Source organism: Paenibacillus sp. EB106-04-04-XG159 (assembly GCF_058791835.1).
In genome coordinates this window covers 1-19082 of record NZ_JBYTDY010000017.1, presented here as the reverse complement: position 1 = coordinate 19082, position 19082 = coordinate 1, and the positions used below count along the sequence as shown (strand labels likewise).

Sequence of the window (19082 nt, the reverse complement as noted above, 5' to 3'; positions counted from 1 at the left end):
GGGAGGATTCGCCATGAATACCATGCAGCGTGTCACGCAAGGACCATTGAAGCATCCATTGGTGGCAGGTGTATTTTATGGTTTTATTTGGTTAGCTTTAGAAGCTTTAGCATTGTCCGTGTTATTGTCAACAGGCTCAGCAGGTGAAGACAATCTTATTCGCTATACGTATCTGGTACACGGAATCGCATGCTTGATAGGCGGTTTAACATCTGGAAGGAGAAGCGGCAAGAGGGGATGGTACTTTGGCGGCATAACAGGAGTAATCTATATGCTGCTTGTGCTCATCATCGCCTTTCTTGCGATGGATATTAAGCTTGGGTTAGATAAATGGCTGCTCGTATTCGCAGCATTTGCAGTAGGAGCCCTGGGCGGTATAATTGGTGTAAACATGAAGAAGGTACAGAAATAAGGATATACCCTAATATTTAGCAAAATATATACATTATTTTCACTAATCCCTCTTTACTCTGTGATATACTCTATTAGTTAATACCATAAGAAACAGATAAATTAGGGGGATCTTGATGTTTCAATTCCAATCCTTACAGACCGTATCGATCTGGACAGCGATTGTTGTTGTACTGTTCATCTGGTTTGGCACTTTAAAGAATCCTTTATCGGTCATTTCTGCATTCATTCGAACGTTTCGTACATCCAGGGCATTTTTAATTGCTGTTGTTGGAATGCTATTCATCTTACTTATTAATAATTTAGAGCTTCATATCGAAAAGCTTATTCCCGTCACATGGGATTTCACGCCTGTCATTCATCAATTAGAAGGCGGCTTCGTACTCTCGCTGCAGCAGCTGTTTTCCAACCCATTCGTGACTGGAATTGTAGCCTTTTTCTATCTCGTTGTTTTTCAAGCGCTAATCGTTAGTTCACTCGGAATTTATGTCGCTTCAGACCAAACGAAGCTGGCAATCGCACTCTGCTATGCTGTTACGCTGAATTATTTAATCGCCATACCATTTTATCTGTTCGTTCCGGTAAATGAAGTCTGGTCCTACTCTCCAGCTGGCGTAAGATTTCAAATGTTGGACGTGTTCCCATCCTTTGAGGCGGAGTATAGACAATTGTCTGGACTCGACAACTGTTTCCCTAGTCTTCACACCTCGATCTCGGTGACAGTCGCTCTTCTGGCGCATCGTTCCGGAATTCGACGTTGGAAGTGGGCTGCAAGCATTAGTGCTGTTGTGATTCTATTTTCGATCTTTTATTTAGGCATTCACTGGCTCACGGATATGGTCGCGGGTGTAACCCTGGCTATGTTTGCAAGCTGGGCAGGATTGAGATTGGCTAAGGTTGATGCATCTGCAGGCAGCTTATTGCAGGACAAACACAGCAGCTCCGCAACAGTATAACGCAGACCAATCCAACGGAATCCAATAAAGTCACTTCCAGATATAGCGAGTATATAACGTTCGCTAACGAATACCATATGGATAGATAAAGGCCTCTCCCGTATCGGGAGAGGCCCTTTATTGACTATGAGTCTTGATTAAGCTGTTGTGCTCTCTTCGGAAGAAGTTACATGGCTGATCGAGCTGCGATCAAACGTCAACTTCGTAACATCATTAACACGCAGAATCACTGTATCATCTGTCAGCTCCATAATGGTGCCATGAAGTCCTCCGATTGTGATCACTTTATCGCCTTTCTTAATCGCACTCAACATCGCATTGCGCTGCTTCGTCTTCTTCTGCTGTGGACGAATAAGCAAGAAATAGAATACCGCGATCATCAATACGAATGGCAGTAACATCGTAAAAATGCTACCTGTTGGTGCTGGTGTTGTTGGTGAAGCTAATAATTCAGTAAACATTTAATTTTTTCCCCTTCCTCATTACGATCTGTGTAAAGATATCAAGCTGTCCGATAGTTCGGCCAGCTTGTCCATCCCGAAAGATTAGAAGCCGCTCTCATTACGGTCCATACCGTAACTTTCAAAGAATTCATCACGGAAATCTCGCAAGCGATCCTCTCGGATAGCTTCTCGAACCTGACGCATCAGATTCAATAAGAAGTGTAAATTATGATACGTTGTCAATCGCAAGCCAAAGGTTTCATCTGCCTTAATCAGATGACGCAAGTACGCTCTGGAATAATTACGGCATGTATAGCAATCGCAATTCGGATCCAACGGCCCGAAGTCGCGAGCGTACTTGGCATTGCGAACGACGAGACGGCCTTGACTCGTCATCGTTGTACCGTTGCGGGCAATTCGTGTTGGAAGCACGCAGTCGAACATATCGACACCGCGCATCGCGCCCTCGATCAGCGCATCAGGTGAGCCGACTCCCATCAGATAGCGAGGCTTGCCTGTTGGAAGCAGCGGCATCGTGGAATCGAGCACCTCATACATCAAATGCTTCGGTTCACCTACGCTTAATCCTCCAATAGCATACCCTGGAAAATCCATCGAAGTCAAATCCAAGGCGCTTTGTTTGCGCAAATCTTCATACATTCCACCCTGCACAATCGCAAACAAGGCTTGGTCATGCGGTCGCGCATGACTGTTCAAGCATCTTTCCGCCCAGCGAGTCGTTCTCTCCAGGGAATGCTTCACGTAGGCGTGATCAGCAGGGTAAGGCGCACACTCGTCAAATGCCATCATTATATCCGGTCCGAGCGCATTTTGAATCTCCATTGCTTTTTCCGGGGACAAGAACAGCTTGTCTCCATTCAGATGGGAACGGAAATGTACACCCTCTTCTTCAATCTTACGCATATCGCTCAAGCTGAATACCTGAAATCCGCCGCTATCTGTTAATATCGCGCGATCCCAGTTCATAAACTTGTGAAGACCGCCCGCTTCGCGAACTATCTCATGCCCTGGACGCAAGAACAGATGATATGTATTGCTCAATATAATACGCGCTTCCATGTCCTTGAGCTCTTCAGGGCTCATCGTCTTCACGGTTGCAAGTGTACCAACCGGCATAAAGATCGGAGTTTCAAAAGAACCGTGCGGTGTATGCACGCGTCCAAGACGAGCACCGGTTTGCTTGCAAGTCTTAATTAACTCATAAGTTACTGCTGCCATGTATGCCATCATCCTTAATTAATTGTCGTTCATCAACATCCTAGTATAGCGAAAAAAGAACGATGTGCCAAACGATATCGTGACAATTTAGTAAATAAACATTGCATCACCGAAGCTAAAGAAGCGGTACTCCAGCCTAACTGCCTCCTCATAGGCAGCCAGAATCCGTTCGCGACCGGCCAGCGCGCTGACTAGCATCACCAAAGTCGACTTCGGCAGATGGAAATTCGTGATTAATGCATCTACAACCTTGAACTCGTACCCAGGATACATAAAGATATCGGTCCAGCCGCTGCAAGCCTGCATATGTTCCACATCGGAGAAGCGTCCTGCAGCTGTTTCTAACGTACGCGCCGAGGTTGTGCCCACAGCTATAATACGTCCGCCATTTCGCTTCGTTTCATGAATAAGTTGTACAGTTTCTTCCGGTACTTCATAGTATTCCGCATGCATGACATGCTCCTCTACCCGCTCTGCAGACATTGGGCGGAATGTACCGAGTCCAACATGCAGTGTAACCGCCGCAATCTGCACACCCTTTTCCTTTAACTGCTCCATTAATTCTGTCGTAAAATGAAGACCTGCCGTAGGCGCTGCTGCCGATCCTTCATGCTTCGCATATACGGTCTGATATCGTTCCTTATCTTCCAATTGCGCTTTAATATAAGGAGGAAGCGGCATCTGTCCGAGACGATCCAATATTTCCTGGAAGATCCCTTCATATTCAAACCGCAGCACGCGACCGCCCATATCACGCTCTTCTTCCACTACCGCTTTGAGCTCATCGCCAAACATAACGACTGCACCCATCTTCATCCGCTTAGCAGGTTTTACAAGAGCTTCCCAGCGGTTCTCTCCTTCCTGCTTCAGCAGAAGCACTTCAACCTTAGCCCCAGTGTCAGGCTTCACTCCGAACAGACGAGCGGGAATGACTCTGGTGTCATTGACGACCAATAGATCCCCAGGCTCGATCATATCCACGATATCCGCAAAATGATGATGTCCAATGTCACCTGTGCCGCGATTTAAGGTTAACAGCCTTGAAGCTGTTCGATCGAGTAGCGGTGTTTGTGCGATTAAATGTTCTGGTAAATGATAATCAAATAAGTCCACGTTCATAATTGTAACCGTCCTATCGTTTCACTAACTCTACATCTTTGTAATAGTATTTCAATATTTGCTCGTAGTCATACCCTTGATCTGCCAATCCTTTAGCACCCCATTGGGATAAGCCAACACCGTGGCCATACCCTTTCCCTTTGAATACAAAGGATGGCTGTGACGTCAATACTCTAGCTTCACCATTGCCATCCAGCACAACCGTGCCGTCCTTAAGCACTTGACTGCCTGATGCGCTCGCACTGACAGCAGCTTTACCGCCTATGCCATTCATGTCAACCTTCTTGCCGCTTGCGCCTACTACCGTATAACTGCTGCTTGATTCTACTTCGAACAAGGTGCTAGGCAACCCGCCAAATGCGCTTCGGAAGCTGTCCGGCGAGCTGACCTCAATGTTGACGCCGTTGACTTCCATCTTCGTCACACGACCGGAAGGACCTCGTTCCGTCACTTCAAGCTTGTATGCAGGACCAGAGAAATCGGTCTTCGTCTTCTTCAGCATTTGCGCAATCTCTTCCCCTGTATAAGGTCCGCGCACCCAGGAATACTCTGTAGATTCCGGCACAGTTGCCAATATAGTGAGCGGCGTTTGCTTGCTTACTTTTTCGACTGGCGCTACCGCGGATTGAACAGCTGGGATTGTCCGTACATTCGTGTCCTCTTCTACTGCATAAGCGATCTCGAAGCCGGCTCCGTTCTTCTTAGCCGCCTTCGTGACGACATCTTCTCGAACATAGCCTACCTTGCCAGATGGCAGTGCAACATAGTACCAATTCTTCTTGCCGGCTTGAACGACATCATCCGGGCTTTCCACGACTTGGAACCAGCCGTAGGAACCGCCCCACACCTCGCTCGGATCGGCGGTGATACCGCCTGCATTCGAATTGAAGATGGATTCGATTAGCTTGCCGTCCTGCATGAGCACCATACCCTCTGTCGCTTCAACCGCTTCCTTAACTCTAGGGTGCTCCTTCTCGACTCCGTAATAGGCTTGGCTCAATGTCGTATCTACAACATTCGCGATCTCAAACTTGCCGTTCTGGTACAGGGCAAAGGTTCTTGCCGCTACAGCCTGCGCCTTCAACGCCTCCAGCGGCCAAGAGGTGTAGACTTCTCCGCCGACCACCGATACCAAGTATTGTTCTAACGGAAGCTCGTTTACCAAGGAGAGCTCACCTTTATGGGCCCCAACTTCCATCATGCCGCGGTATGTGCGATCATATCGCTCTTTAACTTTAATCGGTGACGAGCTCTCTACTGCCCATTTCTGATCGCCGTATACTTTATAACGAGGCATCGTGCCTGATCCGGTATCTTCTAACGTATGTATGAGAGCGCCTGTTGCTTGTACCGGACTAACACTTACCGACCCTGCTTTACTGCTTATGCTTCCCTTCAGAGCTTCCAGCTCTGAAGCGGATGAAGCTTGTCCAACCCACACCGACGTCGCATGCTTGCCGCCGCTTACCATTGATACGACGTAAGCGTCAAAGTCAGCGTCCAGCAGCAGCTTCTGAACTCTCTTGGCTTCATCAATCGAGCTGTATGTACCAGCTTGCAAATAGTTCGGACCTACAACCTGAGGTTGATATCCCTTTAATAAATTGCTTAAGGTACTGTCATTCTTCAGCTTCTTCAATTGTTCAGCAGCTTGACTCTGTGTTGAATATTCCCCTGAATATACAGCATAGAAAGTTGTACCGCGTCTCGTAAATTGAAGCATGTAAGCTGAATTAGAGGCTTGTACACGCTTCAGCACCGCTTGCGCAGCGACACGGTCTTTCGATTCGAATACTTTCACCTGATAGTTGTCCAAGCTGAATCTCGCTTGTTCGTTTCCAAGGTTGACTTGCCCATTCGCTGCCCGCGCTTTGAACGTCAATCCTTCCGGGGAGGATAAGGTAACCTGTTTCGCATGCCCCGGAGAGCGGCTGCCTAGATTAGCAAACAGCGCGACTCGAATCATTTCATTTGCAGAAGCCGCCAATTCATTCGTCGATACTGACTTCGCATCTCCAGCCTTGTCAGCTGTTGAAGCTCCTTGTGCTGTATCTCCTTCTTGAGCATATGCTATGCCGGCGCCTGTGATAGGGGCTAGCGGGCCGCCAGTCAGAATTGTACCCACCAGCAGCACCGTGCCCATCACCGCACCTATTAAGGCTTGACGCCAATTGCGTGTCTCCGCCTTGTTCATCGAATTCTTCACTTTCATTGCCCGCTTCATTCCCTTCCTTCTCTCTCCAGATGTGTCACCCTAATTAGACGCGTTTACTTGTCCATTAGTTCTTATCGGGGAATGGAATGCCCAGATGGGCATACGCCTTAGGTGTTGCTACACGTCCGCGCGGTGTGCGCTGCAAGAAGCCAATCTGCAGCAGATACGGCTCATAAACGTCTTCGATCGTCTGACCTTCTTCACCAATTGTCGCCGCGATCGTATCCAGTCCTACTGGACCTCCGCGGAAGCTGTTGATCATCGCCTGCAGCATCTTATGATCGATCGAATCAAGACCGAGCGGATCGACCTGAATCAATTCAAGCGCCAGCTTGGCAAGCTCCGCGGTAATGATTCCGTCTCCTCTCACCTGAGCGAAGTCACGTACCCGCTTCAGCAAGCGATTGGCGATCCGCGGTGTTCCCCGAGAACGCACAGCGATCTCGAACGCTGCGTCGCCAACTATCTCGACACCAAGAATATCTGCAGCACGCGACACGATAAAGCTAAGCTCGTCCGTGTTGTAATATTCCAGTCTGCTGACAACACCGAATCGATCTCGCAGCGGTGCGGAGAGCAAGCCGGCGCGAGTTGTCGCTCCGATCAGCGTGAACTTAGGCAGATCAAGACGAACTGAGCGCGCGCTCGGTCCCTTGCCGATAATTATATCGAGCGCGTAGTCCTCCATTGCAGGATACAGCACCTCTTCTACCGTTCGGTGCAGCCGATGCACCTCATCAATAAACAGCACATCGCCTTCTTGCAGATTCGTTAATAGAGCGGCCAGATCGCCTGGTCGTTCGATCGCGGGACCGGAAGTGGTCCGAATGTTAACGCCAAGCTCGTTCGCGATAATATTCGATAACGTGGTCTTGCCGAGTCCAGGCGGTCCGTACAGCAGCACATGATCCAACGCTTCCTTGCGCATCTTGGCCGCTTCGATAAACACCTTCAGATTGTCCTTAACTTGGGACTGACCGATGTATTCAGCCAGATAACGCGGCCGCAAGCTTAGCTCCACCGCTGAATCTTCCATCATAAAGTTGGCTGATATGATGCGTTCATCCATATGTCAATCCTCCTTAACCGGTAAACAGCGCTTGCAGCGCCTTCTTCATCAAGGAATCCACGCTTTCATCCGCGTGAACGCGATGCTGCAGCTCATTCCATACTTTATCGAGCTCTACATCTCTATAGCCGAGCGCCTTCAGCGCTTCGCGCGCCTCTCCCCATGATGGATGGTCATCATCATTTACCATCATTGGCGCGTCTACGAATAATGATTGGCCCATCTGCTGCAGATCCAAGCCGATGTTATCCAGCTTGTCCTTCAGATCCAGCACAAGGCGCTGCGCCGTCTTCTTGCCGATGCCAGGCAGCTTCGTCAAATAGGTCAGGTTATCCTGCTGAATCGCCATAACCAGCGTCTCCGGCTTGCCGCCTGCCAACATGCCAAGCGCCACCTTCGGTCCGACTCCGCTTACTTCGATCAAGCGGCGAAACAGCCTCTGCTCTTCACGCGTGCTGAAGCCGAACAGCAGCATCGCATCCTCACGCACATGATGATGCGTATAAACCGTCACTTCCCCTTCGGACTTGCTGAGCACGTATGGATTCGGACAGAACACTCGATATCCGATTCCATTAACATCGACCACTACACTATCGTTCTCCATATGGACTACGCGTCCGCGCACAAAATCTATCATCGCAACAATGCTCCGTTCACTTGATCTTGAAATCCGCTGAAATGGCCGTGACAGATCGCTACAGCGAGCGCATCGGCTACATCGTCCGGCTTCGGAACTTCCTTCAGCTTCAGGAAGATGCGCACCATCTCCTGCACTTGCTTCTTCTCGGCTTTGCCGTAACCGACAATCGCTTGTTTAATCTGCATCGGCGTATATTCTGCAATCGGTATCCCGCGCTTCGCCGCCGCGAGAATAATGACTCCGCGCGCTTGCCCAACCGTGAACGCTGTTGTCACGTTGCGATTGAAGAACAGTTTCTCCACCGCCATCACATCAGGCTTGAACTGATCCAACAATTGCTCCGCCGCTTCAAATACTTGCAGCAGCCTAGTCTCAGGCGCAGTCGTGGAAAGCGTCTGAATAGAGCCGTACTGCACCGGTACCATGCGGCTCCCCTGTTTATCCACAAACCCAAAGCCTACGATCGCGATCCCCGGGTCAATTCCTAAAATGCGCAAAAAAACCTCTCCCTTGCCGATATCCATGCCATATGCCGCATTCATCTCAGAATCGGCAACCGCGATTCTGAACGAATCCAGCATAAGCGAACATATGTGTTCACTCCATTATAGCATAGATCAGAAGGAAGAGGATGAAGCAGGATGCCTATCTGCCAGTTTTTCTGTGCGTCAATATTTATGTATACCTTGCTTAGAAGCTTCTCCTTATACACAAAATAGGGCAGCCTCCCAGTCAATCCTTGACCTTCAAGACTACCCTGCCTAATTATGATGATTCTGCGATTGCCTCATCTTCGCGGATCGCTTTGTGTTTGAAGCTGCTCTTCAGCATTGGCGGTGTTACCAATGTCGTCACGATGACGACGATAACCATCGGTGTAAAGTATCGCTGATCAAACAGTCCGCCCGCCAAACCAGTTGTTGCAATAATGAGTGCAACCTCACCGCGGGATACCATTCCCGCTCCAATACTGATCGAGCTCTTCATATTAAAGCCAGTTAAGCGAGCTCCAAGTCCGCAGCCTGCCAGCTTCGTAACTATCGCAATCAAGGTGAATGCAATGATAAACCAGGCATACTCACCGATTCCTACAAAGGTTACCTTAAGCCCGACGCTTACGAAAAATATCGGAACAAACATCGCATATGCAATAGGTTCAATACGATGCTCAACCTCATGCTTGAACTTCGTTTGTGATATCGCAATACCTGCCGCGAAAGAGCCAATAATCGCTGCAATTCCCAGCTCTTCTGCCGCATATGCGAACGCAAAGCAGACAATGAGCGCTGCGCTGATAACCGCTTCTGAAACGTTCAGTCTAGCCATCCATTTCATGACGTGTGGAACAACGAACCACCCAACCAACAAAGCACCTGCAAAGAAAATAACTTTCGTACCTATAATGAATGCGATCGAAGTTTCCTCCGAACCACCTAAGAAGCTCATCATAAATGCAAGCAGGATAACGACCAGAACATCATCCACAACCGCTGCGCCAAGAATCGTCGTTCCTTCACGCGTACTGAGTGCATTCATTTCCTTTAACGTTTGAACCGAAATACTTACAGACGTCGCACAGAGCAGCAGCCCTATGAACATGGCCTGTGTCTGGTCTAAACCAAATGCAAGCCCGCCCCAATAACCAAAAATAAGAGGGGCAATAATTCCACCAATCGCAACAGCAATCGAGGATTTCCAATTTTTCTTCAGTTCATCGAGATCCGTCTCAAGCCCCGCGATAAACATCAAGAGGATAACGCCAATCTCAGCAAGCTCCGTGATGAGATGATCTTCGGTTACCCATCCGAGCACCGCGGGTCCCAGTATAATACCGATAATTAATTTACCCAGAACCGCTGGTTGTCCTAGTCGAATCGATAATTCTCCAGCCAGTTTGGTCGCCGTAAGAATAATGAGTAATGTGAGTACCAAGTCCATTGGCATTCTCCTTTCCACATGTGTTAGTATTACCCCAATTCATTGTTGATGGTGTGATCGGTCTATATAATTTTTCCCAATGATCAATCTACCAACTGTAGGTAACAGCTGTTTTCAGCCAATAAAAAAGAGGACGTCAGCTATCGGCGTCCTCGTTCTATTACCTTACGGTCTATATACATTAAGGCATATGTGATGGCTTCAATACCTCGCTGGTAACTTCTACTGCGAAATCACTGAAAGTAGAAATGACACTGTTGTATTCCTCAATATCCGAGATGCGTATTCCAGCGCGCAGCTGTTTCAGCACCTGAGGAGGAAGCGAGCTTTCCATCGATTCTACATCCAATTGGAAGAAGGTTCGAATCACATTGTCCGATTCAGGCTCGCCGTCATACAGCGTTAGATTCCCCTCTTTATCCATACCGATAAAGGCATTCTCCTTGCATGTCTCTGACAACTCGTTGCGATGTTCTTCCAACACAACTCGCCCATCAGCATCTATAGACGCTTCCCACTCGGGATGTTCAAGTACGAGTTGAATGATATTCGTTGAGGTTTTCTTTCCCATTACTTCATCACGCTTACCGCATACATATTGCAAGCGATGAACAACTGTATATTTTGAGTTTCCCGGCTTCAACTGCTTCATAACCTGCTGAGTTGCTTCTGAAGGTACTTTATCCCCTTCTTGCAGGAGCATGAACGTTTCTTGTGCGCGTTGCATCCTATTATTATCGCTATTCGCCAGCTCGCGTGCATCTTTCGTCACTTTTAGGCCATAGCCGAACGCTGTTAATACTATAATAATTAGAGCAAGCGACCATAGCGGACGTTTCCAACGCTTCATTTTCTTCTTCAGCTGATTCAGTCGTGACGCCGCTTGGGATTTAGTATGATCATCATGTGCCATTACGATCCCCTTCATTCATCTTTTTTACTAGTGTGACCAGATGAAGGGGGTGGTTATACTTAAATCTGCTGCAGGTAAATAATATTGTTTCGCTAAACTAACGCAGACTGCTGCATCCAGCTGCTTCTATTTGCATTCCGGATCACTACAATTAGCAATAGAGCTGAACTGAGTAATACAACAGTGAGAATTGGCCAAGCAATCGAATATGATATCTGCTGCCCTACCAACCCCATTTGCGCAGCATCGCTCATTCGTGAAGGGATCCATGCCCAATCGGCTGGAAGATAACTGCCCATGATCGTCGTGACAAATACGGCAGTTATAGTAATAACCGCTCCAATTGCCGGCTGGTCTATCATTCCGCTGACCGCAATAGCAAGTGTCGTAATGAACATGATCCATACTAATGAATAAGCGCCGCTTTGCAAAGCCAACGTCGTATCCACTGTTCCGATCAGCACATTGGTATAATACCACGTTCCTGCATAACCGATCAGAAATGATGGAATCGTCAACGACATCGCACCCATCCATTTCGCTAGTACATAACGATGTACAGGTATTGCCTTTACCATATAATGAAGTGCTACTCCATGTTGTATTTCCCCGGAAATAGCCCCCATCAATGTGAGTGCTATGACGATAACCCCGACAAGATTGAATTGTCCGAGTGCTTGCGCCAGCACTGCGCCAGGCGCAGGTGCTGCTAGCTGAGCTATAAGCTCTGGCGGAATGCTGCCCGCACTTGATAACAGTTGAGGCATAAGCTTGGTCGCAATCGGTTGTGATATACCGAGAACGAGGAATACTAATGGAACCCATATCAATCTGTAGCTGCGCCACAAGTACAGTATTTCCTTCTTATATATAATTGCTGTGTGATGTCCCGAAGCCGACTTCATGATGTCACCGCCTCTATAAAGAACGATTCCAAGCCCCCTGCTTCATATCGAAGCAAAGGAATGTCATCCTGCGCCACGCGCCGCAATATTTCACGTCTAGCCGAGTCAATATCATGGACTTTGAGGGAAGCGCTCGCGCCTTCGATCTTAATCGAGGTCACACCTTGCACTGAACGCAGCCCTCTGAGCCAGTTCATCGCAGCTTCTACTGCCTGCACCTCTACATTTAATACTTGGCTGTCCCCGCGCTTGCGAATCTCATTCCATTCTCCTTGCACGACGACCTTTCCGTTCTTTAGGATTACAAGGTCATCACACAGTTCCTCCGCATCATGTAAGATGTGCGTAGAGAACAATACTGTCGTTTTCTCTTTTATGCGGCTCAGAAGCTGCATGACCTCACGTCTCCCGAATGGATCCAATGCGGATACAGGCTCATCCAATATGAGCAATTCAGGAGCGTGAATCATGGCTTGCGCAAGCCCCAGCCGCTGCTTCATACCGCCAGAGTAGCCGCTGATTAATCGATTGGCTGCCTCACTTAAGCCGACCTGTTCGAGCCAATCCGTCGCGCGCTTCTTTATCTCGACAGCAGGCACCCCTGACAAGCCAGCCATCATCTCTAGCCATTCTCTGCCCTTCATCCAGCCATGAAACTGCGGATACTGCGGAAGGTAGCCTATATACGGCCTTAGATCGCCGTCATATGCCTTCCCTCCCGCATCAAGTTTACGAATTGCGCCAGATGTCGGCTTCAGCAGCCCAGCTATCATGTTCAAAGTTGTTGTCTTTCCTGCTCCATTTGGGCCTATTAGTGCAGTGCAGCGCCCTTGCTGTATCGTGAAGCTGACCTGATTCACAGACAGCTGATCGCCATAACGCTTACTCAATGCTTCGATCTTGAACTGCCGCATGTTAACGCTCCTTCTTTCCGAAGATGAAATACACGATGCTGCCGATCATTTGTCCCAGCACGATAATGAGTGCCCACATCCATTTGGGGCCGTTTACCCGATCAGCTCGCACCAATGAAATAAGCGCAAATATGACCAATACCAACTGAATGACGATTAGCGGGGCTATTGCAGCCCATGTTATTTGGTCCAATGACTCCCATGTATTCATCTTTCACTCACTCCTCAACGATTATTGTCGTTTACGCCAAGGCTTCGCTACAAATAAAAGATATAAGAGCCCTGGAGTAGGCACGTTAATAAAGCCCCACAGCGCCCACAGCCAAGGAAAATGCCCATGTTTGCGAGCATGAAGGAAGATCCAGGTCCCTTGAATGAGCAATGCAGCTATTATCGTAGTCCATAACCAAAGGGGAATATCCTGTAAAGTATGTTCCGTATTCATGTTATTTCCCCTTTCTTAGATGCGGGAGAATGACCGATCTCACAACAATAGCACCAACTCCCGCACAGACTAGCACGGATTGGAATATGAGATACGCGTTAAGGCTTCGTTCAGCCAATAAGTAGCCGCCTGCCAGCAGTATGACAGCGAGCGTCCACAGTACGGCTAAGTCTCGCCACAGTTTGTACTTCATAATCTGACGCTGCTGCTTCAGCAGCAGCGTCAGATGAGCGGCAGAAGGTACATGCTTCTCATTGCTCCAACCGTCAACTTGCCCCCACGCCGTATTCAGCTGTGTATCTACCGCTGTGTCTTGCTTCTCGACTCCAATCGGATCTTGTCGCTTGTCATTCATCTCCACCTATCTCCTTTCTCAGCTCTAGCAGAGCATAATGTACACGAGATTTGACCGTTCCCTCGCTGCACTTCATCATGTCTGCAATCTCGGGATAGGTATATCCATAATAATGCTTCAATAATAAGGAAGCTCGATGTTCTGGCGTCAGCCTGCTGAGCTGATCCAGCGTTTCGCTCCACTCGTATCGATCAGCTTCCATCTGGAAACGCATCGCTCTTGCGGCCTGCTCCTGCCAGCGGTGCTCGACTCGCTTGCGGCGCAGCATATCCATATAGATGCGTGTCGCAATTGTAATCAGCCAAGAGGAAAATCGTGACGTTCCATTGTACGTATAGAGCTTCTCCATGCTGCGCACCATCGTATCCTGCACGATATCTTCTGAAAGCACAGGATTCATCGTCAACTTCAATACATAGCTGCGCAGAATGGGGTAATTATCATGCAGAAGGAGTGCCAGTGCATCCGTATTCCCCCGCTTCGCTAACGCTATATTGTCCTGCTCATTCAACGGATGTCACGACCCCTTCTTGTATCATTTGACTGCAGTCACTACTAATACGATTAGGTTCTAGCAATCGTTCAAAGCCATAATCATTTATTTCGCAATTCATCATTTCCATTCTATGTAAACGAAATGGATTCCTGCGAAATATACAAAAAAGTGTTCACTCGAACTATACTAATAGTTAGTCTAGTCGATTGAACACCCAATTCATTACTTAAGCTATACCATGCTGCTCAGCGGATATGCGCAATGATCCTATGAGCATAACAAAAACCGTCGGCATATAACCGACGGTTTCTCATGTACTGGTCGGGATGACACGATTTGAACATGCGACCCCCTGGTCCCAAACCAGGTGCTCTACCAAGCTGAGCTACATCCCGAACTTATGGTGCCGGTGAGAGGACTCGAACCTCCACGGTTTCCCTCACGATTTTGAGTCGCGCGCGTCTGCCATTCCGCCACACCGGCATATGAAGTTAATAAGTGGCGTGCCTTGAGAGATTCGAACTCCCGACCTTTTGATTCGTAGTCAAACGCTCTATCCAGCTGAGCTAAAGGCACATATTCTGGAGCGGACAACGGGATTCGAACCCGCGACCCTCGCCTTGGCAAGGCGATACTCTACCACTGAGCTATGTCCGCATATCTTCTATTTTCTTCTATTATCTCGCTCATTCGAATATTTCGTTCTCGCGAGGACAAGAATTAATATAACAAATCCTCACCCAAATTGCAAACTTATTTTCAAAAATACTTAATGGTATTTAGTACCACATGAAAAAGGCCATGCCTATTACCAAAGACGTAACCTAATAACTCGATCGTACATATGTATGAATGAATGACCTACAAGGCTGGTCAACTTCATGATGCCACTAAGCTTAGCGGGCCAAGAGTGTACCTTACCCCTTCACAAACGACTCCAGAATACCAGCCGCACCCGCGACAGCCAATATCAGAGTAAACGGGATGGACACGACTTCAGGTACGAATAAATAAACACCAACGATAAGTACGGACGACCATACCCCCATACACCAGTAGCAGCTTAACAGCTTGCCCATAAAGGTATGGAACCATCCACCTTTCTTCTCCATTACCGACATCAGCTTACCGCTCTCGTCTGTAACGTACTGTTCTGTGATGAACGGACGGCGAATAAACGAAGTGATCTCATCAAACACAATTAAGCGGGTTAAACGATAACTAGCCAGCAGCAGCAATATAAACGTTAATCCATCTAAGCTCTTCATGCCGTCTCTCCTTTGGACCATCTCATTTCGGTTGCCATAAGTTTATGAGTTTGTCCACTTAGATAGAACGCTTAGTTCAGTTCATTATCTTTATGTATTACATTTACTTCAGTTGAGATCATGATCTCTACTTGGAATCAGGGGGTAAGTGATGATGGGAATGATCATTATTCAATCTAGCGATCAATTAGAAGAGATACTCAACCAATCTCATGAAAAGCCGCTGTTTTTATATAAACATAGCACGAATTGCGGCTCCAGCCGCGTGGCCAATACGGTAATTCATCATTTCATAACGCAGCAGAAGCACATATCTGACCACTATCAATTCGCCATGATTCGGGTTTTAGAAGAGAAAGCATTATCTATGCAAGCAGCAGCTACGTTCCATATTCCGCATTTATCGCCGCAATTGATGCTGATTGTTAACCGTTCCTGCATATGGCATGCTTCTCATCAGCAAATCAATATTCCGAATGTGCATAATGTCGCAGTGCATTATCTCTTACACGTGAAGAAGAAATAACAGGAGATATGCAAGCAGGGGCTATTTCTCCAGTGCAGTACTGAGAGGATAGCCCCATTTTTCTGATTAATCTTATGTGTATTCGATCACGACCATCTGATGGCATTCCAGCTGTGGAACCGTATAGTAAATTCCGGATGAAGTCTTGTCATAGCTGATATCTATCATTTGCGGCGCCAAATAAACTCTAGCAACCTCGTGCGGCTTCAATTGAAGCTCTACTTCCACATTATAGAGCGGATTAATATCTTCGATGATCTCGATTCTCTCTCCGCGTTTAACAGGTGAAGCGTACAGGAGGTGGTGGATATAACGCTTTTCATGTGCTTGATGCTGTACTGTCGTTACACCCTGCGCAGGCAGCGACGTCTTGAGAGTGAGATCGTCCCCAAGCAGGCGCCGCAGTGCGTACAACACCATTTCCTTCAGGACAAGACTGCCCTTGGTCGCGTAATCTTCGAATACGTTCCATGCGATATATATACCATGAGCAGTCTCAACCATACCAGGACCGCCGTATTCCCCAGAATTCGGTGAATGCTGGTGCGAGCAGAAGCGGAATGCTTGGCGGTTGAAATAGGAATCCTCACGTCTTCCAAGCTCTTCTCCATCCGTCAGCTCGATGCGGCGACCCTCACTGTACATGATAAATGCGGCTTCACCAAGATTAGGCAGCTTGAAATGAGGTCTGAAATAGTCCGGTCGAAGCTGATTTACACCTGCATCCTTGAAGCCAAGCGGCAGCACATTAGCTGTCATCTCTTCATTCAATCCGGATCTGCCTGACGCCAACACTTTACCGCCACTATTCATAAATGCTTGAACCTTTGCGAGTATCGCTGGAGTCATCATAATAGCATCCGGTAATATAAGAACACGATAGCCGCTCCAATCCGATTCCACATCGACGATATTGAAAAGGATCTTGCCTTCCAGCAGCATACGGCTGACACCCATATCAATCTTGCCGGTAAACATGGCTCCGTTATCCTGCGTTATACCAGCGGCTTCAACTGTTAATACGGCAACATCGGCTACATTGACCGTACCTGTACACCATGCTTCTTTCTGCTCAACTTCCGCGTACGCCTTCCCGATCAGCTCGTATGTCGCTTCATCCATCTCACCCTCAGGATGTAGCTGGTCGCCAATCGAACAGCGGGCACCGTTCGCCAGATTCAGGGCAGTCTCATAACGAAGCGCATTCGGATGCTTGTATCCGCCGAATTCGCCCCAGAACGTATGGAACTTGCCTGTCATTCCTAGGAAGTCCATCCCCATCTGCTGCACGTAGCGTGCAGAAGAAGGAAAATGATCATATCCCCACCCACCAGTCGGCAGCGATTCAAGCTCAAGATGCGTGTTCATGCCCATGAGATCGCGGCGACCTTGATGGATATGGCCTGCATTGTGGAATACGTTCAGTCCTGGCTTAATCTCGTCGATTGCTTCACGAACGCGTCGCGTATAATTGGCGTAGATGCGGCGGCCATTGTCAATCACATGCTGCTTGTTCGTAGGATCCATGCCGTCAGCGATCATCTGCTTCAAGCAGGTCGGACAGTAGCATGTTCTCTCGCCGACAATATCGAGGAAGATGCCGTCAGCATTGTATGTGCGCACTACTTCTTGAATCTGCTTAATGACAATATCCAGATAAGGCGTGTTTAAGCAAAACTGATGATATCCTGGCTTCAACCATGAGTCGGACCAATTCGTACGATCTTCTTCACTGCGCATCAGCCAATGAGAATAATCAACCGCTAGCTTCTCATCCAGACCGACAGATAGATAGACAGGTACTTTGACGTTGATCTCATGCGCCGCTTCGATCTGTGCCGCCAATAGATCATATGTAAGCTCTGGATGCATCACATTCTCTTCAGACGGAAAATACGCCCAACCATGATGACATTTAGCAAATACAGTTATAGAATCAACATGCCCAAGGCGAAGCATTTCCTGAAAATTTTCTTTGGAGAATTTTCTTCCGATAAACGGAATGTGTTCGGAAGTGTGGAAATCGAGATGAACTTGTCTAAACCGCATCAGTATCCCCCTATTGCATGACATTTTATACGATTCATTGTATCATCAACCTAGCAGTACGTATTTAACACAGCTTCCTGTTATTTATACAAAATTCCGATGCTCACGGAATTACGGAGGTCATAACATGAATCTACTGGCTGATATGCAGCCCTATATCCGTGCAGCCCATAAGTACAACTATAAAGGCTCGCGCGAAGAGCAGCGGCGCAGAGGGTATACATACGCATTCCATCTGTTCACAGATGGACATGGACATATGGTCGTCAATGATGAACGGTATTCCGTGTCCAGCGGCACACTCGTATTTGTACGTCCAGGCGAGCCTCATTCCTTCGAGCATATTCCTGGCGAGGCGATGGATGCTTGTAATATCTATTGTGATTTGTGGAGCGCTCCTGGCCCCGATCAGCCGACTTTTGCTTATGAGTGGAATTCGTATGACGAGGGATGGCTGACAGCACGACAGCCCTGTGAGGAGCTCGAGCAGATTCCGACGTGCATGTCGTTACGTGCCTACCCGCACTTGATTGAGCTGCTGAATCAAACGCTTATTGCCTATAATCGTCAGGGAAAGTATGCTGCAGAAGCTGCATCATCGTGCTTCTATGCCTGGATGCTGCAGTGGAGGGATTGCATGCTTGAGGATCATCTTGCGGACTATCGCATTGCGCGAATCCTCGAGGAGATGGATAGGAATCCTGAGCAGCGGAAGTCCTTTGAATATTGGTGCGAACAGAGCGGACTTGAAAAATCGCAATTTTACCGTTTATTCAAGCTGGAGACGGGGATGTCTCCCAAAGCTTATATTCTCGGGGCGCGCATGAAGAAGGCAGCCGTCCTTTTAATGGAAAGCAGCCGCTCCGTTACAGAAATCGCGTTGTCGCTAGGGTATGATTCCGTGCATTATTTTACGAATCAATTCACTTCTATATATGGGGTAAGCCCTACCTCTTACCGTTCAGGACTGCGCGGCGCGGATACATTTCGTTGGAGTTGAACTGTATCGTCTTATAAACAAAAAAAACACTTACTCGATGAGTAAGTGTGTCATAGTCGATTATGGTGCGCGTGGAGGGACTTGAACCCCCACGCCAAAGGCGCTAGATCCTAAGTCTAGTGCGTCTGCCAATTCCGCCACACGCGCACGATAAAAGTAATACTGGTGAGCCATGAAG

21 protein-coding genes and 5 tRNA genes are annotated in these 19082 nt (G+C 48.0%); 4 read left to right on the top strand and 22 right to left on the bottom strand.

All coding sequences use genetic code 11. The annotated features are described in order from the left end of the window. Window positions 1-13 precede the first annotated feature (13 nt). Window positions 14-412, top strand: a complete 399-nt coding sequence (locus AC3WTP_RS18495; RefSeq protein WP_492396109.1) for a TIGR04086 family membrane protein — start codon at window positions 14-16, stop codon at window positions 410-412. A gap of 115 nt (window positions 413-527) precedes the next feature. Beyond that, window positions 528-1367 carry a phosphatase PAP2 family protein gene (locus AC3WTP_RS18490; RefSeq protein ID WP_492396108.1) on the top strand — a complete coding sequence of 280 codons (840 nt, stop codon included), beginning with the start codon at window positions 528-530 and terminating at the stop codon, window positions 1365-1367. A gap of 137 nt (window positions 1368-1504) precedes the next feature. Here the strand turns inward: AC3WTP_RS18490 and yajC are convergent, their stop codons facing one another. From yajC to AC3WTP_RS18390, 20 genes are all read right to left on the bottom strand, one after another. Beyond that, window positions 1505-1828, bottom strand: coding sequence for a preprotein translocase subunit YajC (yajC, locus tag AC3WTP_RS18485; protein WP_492396107.1), 324 nt, complete (start codon window positions 1826-1828; stop codon window positions 1505-1507). An 84-nt stretch (window positions 1829-1912) separates the two neighbouring features. Next, the gene (gene tgt, locus AC3WTP_RS18480) at window positions 1913-3049 is read right to left on the bottom strand and encodes a tRNA guanosine(34) transglycosylase Tgt (RefSeq protein WP_492396106.1); all 1137 of its coding nucleotides are present in this window, start codon (window positions 3047-3049) and stop codon (window positions 1913-1915) included. A gap of 87 nt (window positions 3050-3136) precedes the next feature. After that, a complete protein-coding gene (gene queA, locus AC3WTP_RS18475; protein WP_492396105.1) occupies window positions 3137-4168 on the bottom strand; it encodes a tRNA preQ1(34) S-adenosylmethionine ribosyltransferase-isomerase QueA in 1032 nt (343 codons plus the stop codon). A 13-nt stretch (window positions 4169-4181) separates the two neighbouring features. Next, window positions 4182-6392: a SpoIID/LytB domain-containing protein gene (locus AC3WTP_RS18470; RefSeq protein ID WP_492396104.1), complete on the bottom strand. Its 2211-nt coding sequence runs from the start codon at window positions 6390-6392 to the stop codon at window positions 4182-4184. Between the two features lie 55 nt (window positions 6393-6447). Further along, window positions 6448-7452, bottom strand: a complete 1005-nt coding sequence (gene ruvB / locus AC3WTP_RS18465; RefSeq protein ID WP_492396103.1) for a Holliday junction branch migration DNA helicase RuvB — start codon at window positions 7450-7452, stop codon at window positions 6448-6450. Between the two features lie 13 nt (window positions 7453-7465). Continuing rightward, window positions 7466-8092, bottom strand: coding sequence for a Holliday junction branch migration protein RuvA (gene ruvA / locus AC3WTP_RS18460; RefSeq protein WP_492396102.1), 627 nt, complete (start codon window positions 8090-8092; stop codon window positions 7466-7468). Beyond that, window positions 8089-8592, bottom strand: coding sequence for a crossover junction endodeoxyribonuclease RuvC (gene ruvC, locus AC3WTP_RS18455; RefSeq protein ID WP_492396101.1), 504 nt, complete (start codon window positions 8590-8592; stop codon window positions 8089-8091). Before ruvC ends, ruvA begins: the two co-directional genes overlap by 4 nt. Before the next feature lie 268 nt (window positions 8593-8860). Beyond that, window positions 8861-10033 (bottom strand): cation:proton antiporter, encoded by a 1173-nt coding sequence (locus AC3WTP_RS18450; RefSeq protein ID WP_492396100.1) that lies wholly within the window; start codon window positions 10031-10033, stop codon window positions 8861-8863. Between the two features lie 181 nt (window positions 10034-10214). Further along, a complete protein-coding gene (locus tag AC3WTP_RS18445) occupies window positions 10215-10946 on the bottom strand; it encodes a BofC C-terminal domain-containing protein (RefSeq protein WP_492396099.1) in 732 nt (243 codons plus the stop codon). A gap of 92 nt (window positions 10947-11038) precedes the next feature. Further along, entirely contained in the window at window positions 11039-11851 is an 813-nt protein-coding gene (locus AC3WTP_RS18440; RefSeq protein WP_492396098.1) for an ABC transporter permease, read from the bottom strand. After that, entirely contained in the window at window positions 11848-12765 is a 918-nt protein-coding gene (locus tag AC3WTP_RS18435; protein ID WP_492396097.1) for an ABC transporter ATP-binding protein, read from the bottom strand. Before AC3WTP_RS18435 ends, AC3WTP_RS18440 begins: the two co-directional genes overlap by 4 nt. Before the next feature lies 1 nt (window position 12766). After that, window positions 12767-12976, bottom strand: a complete 210-nt coding sequence (locus AC3WTP_RS18430; RefSeq protein ID WP_492396096.1) for a PLD nuclease N-terminal domain-containing protein — start codon at window positions 12974-12976, stop codon at window positions 12767-12769. Window positions 12977-12997: 21 nt separating this feature from the next. Continuing rightward, on the bottom strand, window positions 12998-13210 hold the full coding sequence (locus AC3WTP_RS18425; RefSeq protein WP_492396095.1) for a sigmaY antisigma factor component: 213 nt from the start codon (window positions 13208-13210) through the stop codon (window positions 12998-13000). A gap of 1 nt (window position 13211) precedes the next feature. Continuing rightward, window positions 13212-13565, bottom strand: coding sequence for a DUF5345 family protein (locus AC3WTP_RS18420; protein WP_492396094.1), 354 nt, complete (start codon window positions 13563-13565; stop codon window positions 13212-13214). Further along, on the bottom strand, window positions 13558-14076 hold the full coding sequence (sigY, locus tag AC3WTP_RS18415; RefSeq protein WP_492396093.1) for an RNA polymerase sigma factor SigY: 519 nt from the start codon (window positions 14074-14076) through the stop codon (window positions 13558-13560). Before sigY ends, AC3WTP_RS18420 begins: the two co-directional genes overlap by 8 nt. Window positions 14077-14379: 303 nt before the next feature. Beyond that, window positions 14380-14456: transfer RNA gene (locus AC3WTP_RS18410), tRNA-Pro, on the bottom strand. A gap of 6 nt (window positions 14457-14462) precedes the next feature. Beyond that, window positions 14463-14544, bottom strand: a tRNA-Leu gene (locus AC3WTP_RS18405). 16 nt (window positions 14545-14560) lie between these two features. Beyond that, window positions 14561-14637 (bottom strand) — tRNA-Arg (locus AC3WTP_RS18400). A 6-nt stretch (window positions 14638-14643) separates the two neighbouring features. After that, a tRNA-Gly gene (locus tag AC3WTP_RS18395) sits at window positions 14644-14718 on the bottom strand. Between the two features lie 260 nt (window positions 14719-14978). Continuing rightward, entirely contained in the window at window positions 14979-15329 is a 351-nt protein-coding gene (locus AC3WTP_RS18390) for a DUF1360 domain-containing protein (RefSeq protein WP_492396092.1), read from the bottom strand. Window positions 15330-15480: 151 nt separating this feature from the next. On the opposite strand from AC3WTP_RS18390, the gene ytxJ reads away from it, so the two are divergent. Further along, window positions 15481-15855 carry a bacillithiol system redox-active protein YtxJ gene (gene ytxJ, locus AC3WTP_RS18385; RefSeq protein ID WP_492396091.1) on the top strand — a complete coding sequence of 125 codons (375 nt, stop codon included), beginning with the start codon at window positions 15481-15483 and terminating at the stop codon, window positions 15853-15855. Between the two features lie 72 nt (window positions 15856-15927). Here the strand turns inward: ytxJ and AC3WTP_RS18380 are convergent, their stop codons facing one another. After that, complete coding sequence (locus tag AC3WTP_RS18380) at window positions 15928-17904, bottom strand: beta-galactosidase trimerization domain-containing protein (RefSeq protein ID WP_492396090.1); 1977 nt, start codon at window positions 17902-17904, stop codon at window positions 15928-15930. Window positions 17905-18031: 127 nt separating this feature from the next. On the opposite strand from AC3WTP_RS18380, the gene AC3WTP_RS18375 reads away from it, so the two are divergent. Beyond that, the gene (locus tag AC3WTP_RS18375) at window positions 18032-18904 is read left to right on the top strand and encodes a helix-turn-helix domain-containing protein (RefSeq protein WP_492396089.1); all 873 of its coding nucleotides are present in this window, start codon (window positions 18032-18034) and stop codon (window positions 18902-18904) included. Window positions 18905-18967: 63 nt separating this feature from the next. Here the strand turns inward: AC3WTP_RS18375 and AC3WTP_RS18370 are convergent. Next, window positions 18968-19051 (bottom strand) — tRNA-Leu (locus tag AC3WTP_RS18370). Window positions 19052-19082 lie beyond the last annotated feature (31 nt).

Coding starts and splice junctions, on each gene's coding strand:
- AC3WTP_RS18495 (WP_492396109.1), top strand. CDS start 14: ATGAATACCATGCAGCGTGTCACGCAAGGACCATTGAAGCATCCATTG.
- AC3WTP_RS18490 (WP_492396108.1), top strand. CDS start 528: ATGTTTCAATTCCAATCCTTACAGACCGTATCGATCTGGACAGCGATT.
- yajC (WP_492396107.1), bottom strand. CDS start 1,828: ATGTTTACTGAATTATTAGCTTCACCAACAACACCAGCACCAACAGGT.
- tgt (WP_492396106.1), bottom strand. CDS start 3,049: ATGGCAGCAGTAACTTATGAGTTAATTAAGACTTGCAAGCAAACCGGT.
- queA (WP_492396105.1), bottom strand. CDS start 4,168: ATGAACGTGGACTTATTTGATTATCATTTACCAGAACATTTAATCGCA.
- AC3WTP_RS18470 (WP_492396104.1), bottom strand. CDS start 6,392: ATGAAGCGGGCAATGAAAGTGAAGAATTCGATGAACAAGGCGGAGACA.
- ruvB (WP_492396103.1), bottom strand. CDS start 7,452: ATGGATGAACGCATCATATCAGCCAACTTTATGATGGAAGATTCAGCG.
- ruvA (WP_492396102.1), bottom strand. CDS start 8,092: ATGATAGATTTTGTGCGCGGACGCGTAGTCCATATGGAGAACGATAGT.
- AC3WTP_RS18450 (WP_492396100.1), bottom strand. CDS start 10,033: ATGGACTTGGTACTCACATTACTCATTATTCTTACGGCGACCAAACTG.
- AC3WTP_RS18445 (WP_492396099.1), bottom strand. CDS start 10,946: ATGGCACATGATGATCATACTAAATCCCAAGCGGCGTCACGACTGAAT.
- AC3WTP_RS18440 (WP_492396098.1), bottom strand. CDS start 11,851: ATGAAGTCGGCTTCGGGACATCACACAGCAATTATATATAAGAAGGAA.
- AC3WTP_RS18435 (WP_492396097.1), bottom strand. CDS start 12,765: ATGCGGCAGTTCAAGATCGAAGCATTGAGTAAGCGTTATGGCGATCAG.
- AC3WTP_RS18430 (WP_492396096.1), bottom strand. CDS start 12,976: ATGAATACATGGGAGTCATTGGACCAAATAACATGGGCTGCAATAGCC.
- AC3WTP_RS18425 (WP_492396095.1), bottom strand. CDS start 13,210: ATGAATACGGAACATACTTTACAGGATATTCCCCTTTGGTTATGGACT.
- AC3WTP_RS18420 (WP_492396094.1), bottom strand. CDS start 13,565: ATGAATGACAAGCGACAAGATCCGATTGGAGTCGAGAAGCAAGACACA.
- AC3WTP_RS18390 (WP_492396092.1), bottom strand. CDS start 15,329: ATGAAGAGCTTAGATGGATTAACGTTTATATTGCTGCTGCTGGCTAGT.
- ytxJ (WP_492396091.1), top strand. CDS start 15,481: ATGATGGGAATGATCATTATTCAATCTAGCGATCAATTAGAAGAGATA.
- AC3WTP_RS18380 (WP_492396090.1), bottom strand. CDS start 17,904: ATGCGGTTTAGACAAGTTCATCTCGATTTCCACACTTCCGAACACATT.
- AC3WTP_RS18375 (WP_492396089.1), top strand. CDS start 18,032: ATGAATCTACTGGCTGATATGCAGCCCTATATCCGTGCAGCCCATAAG.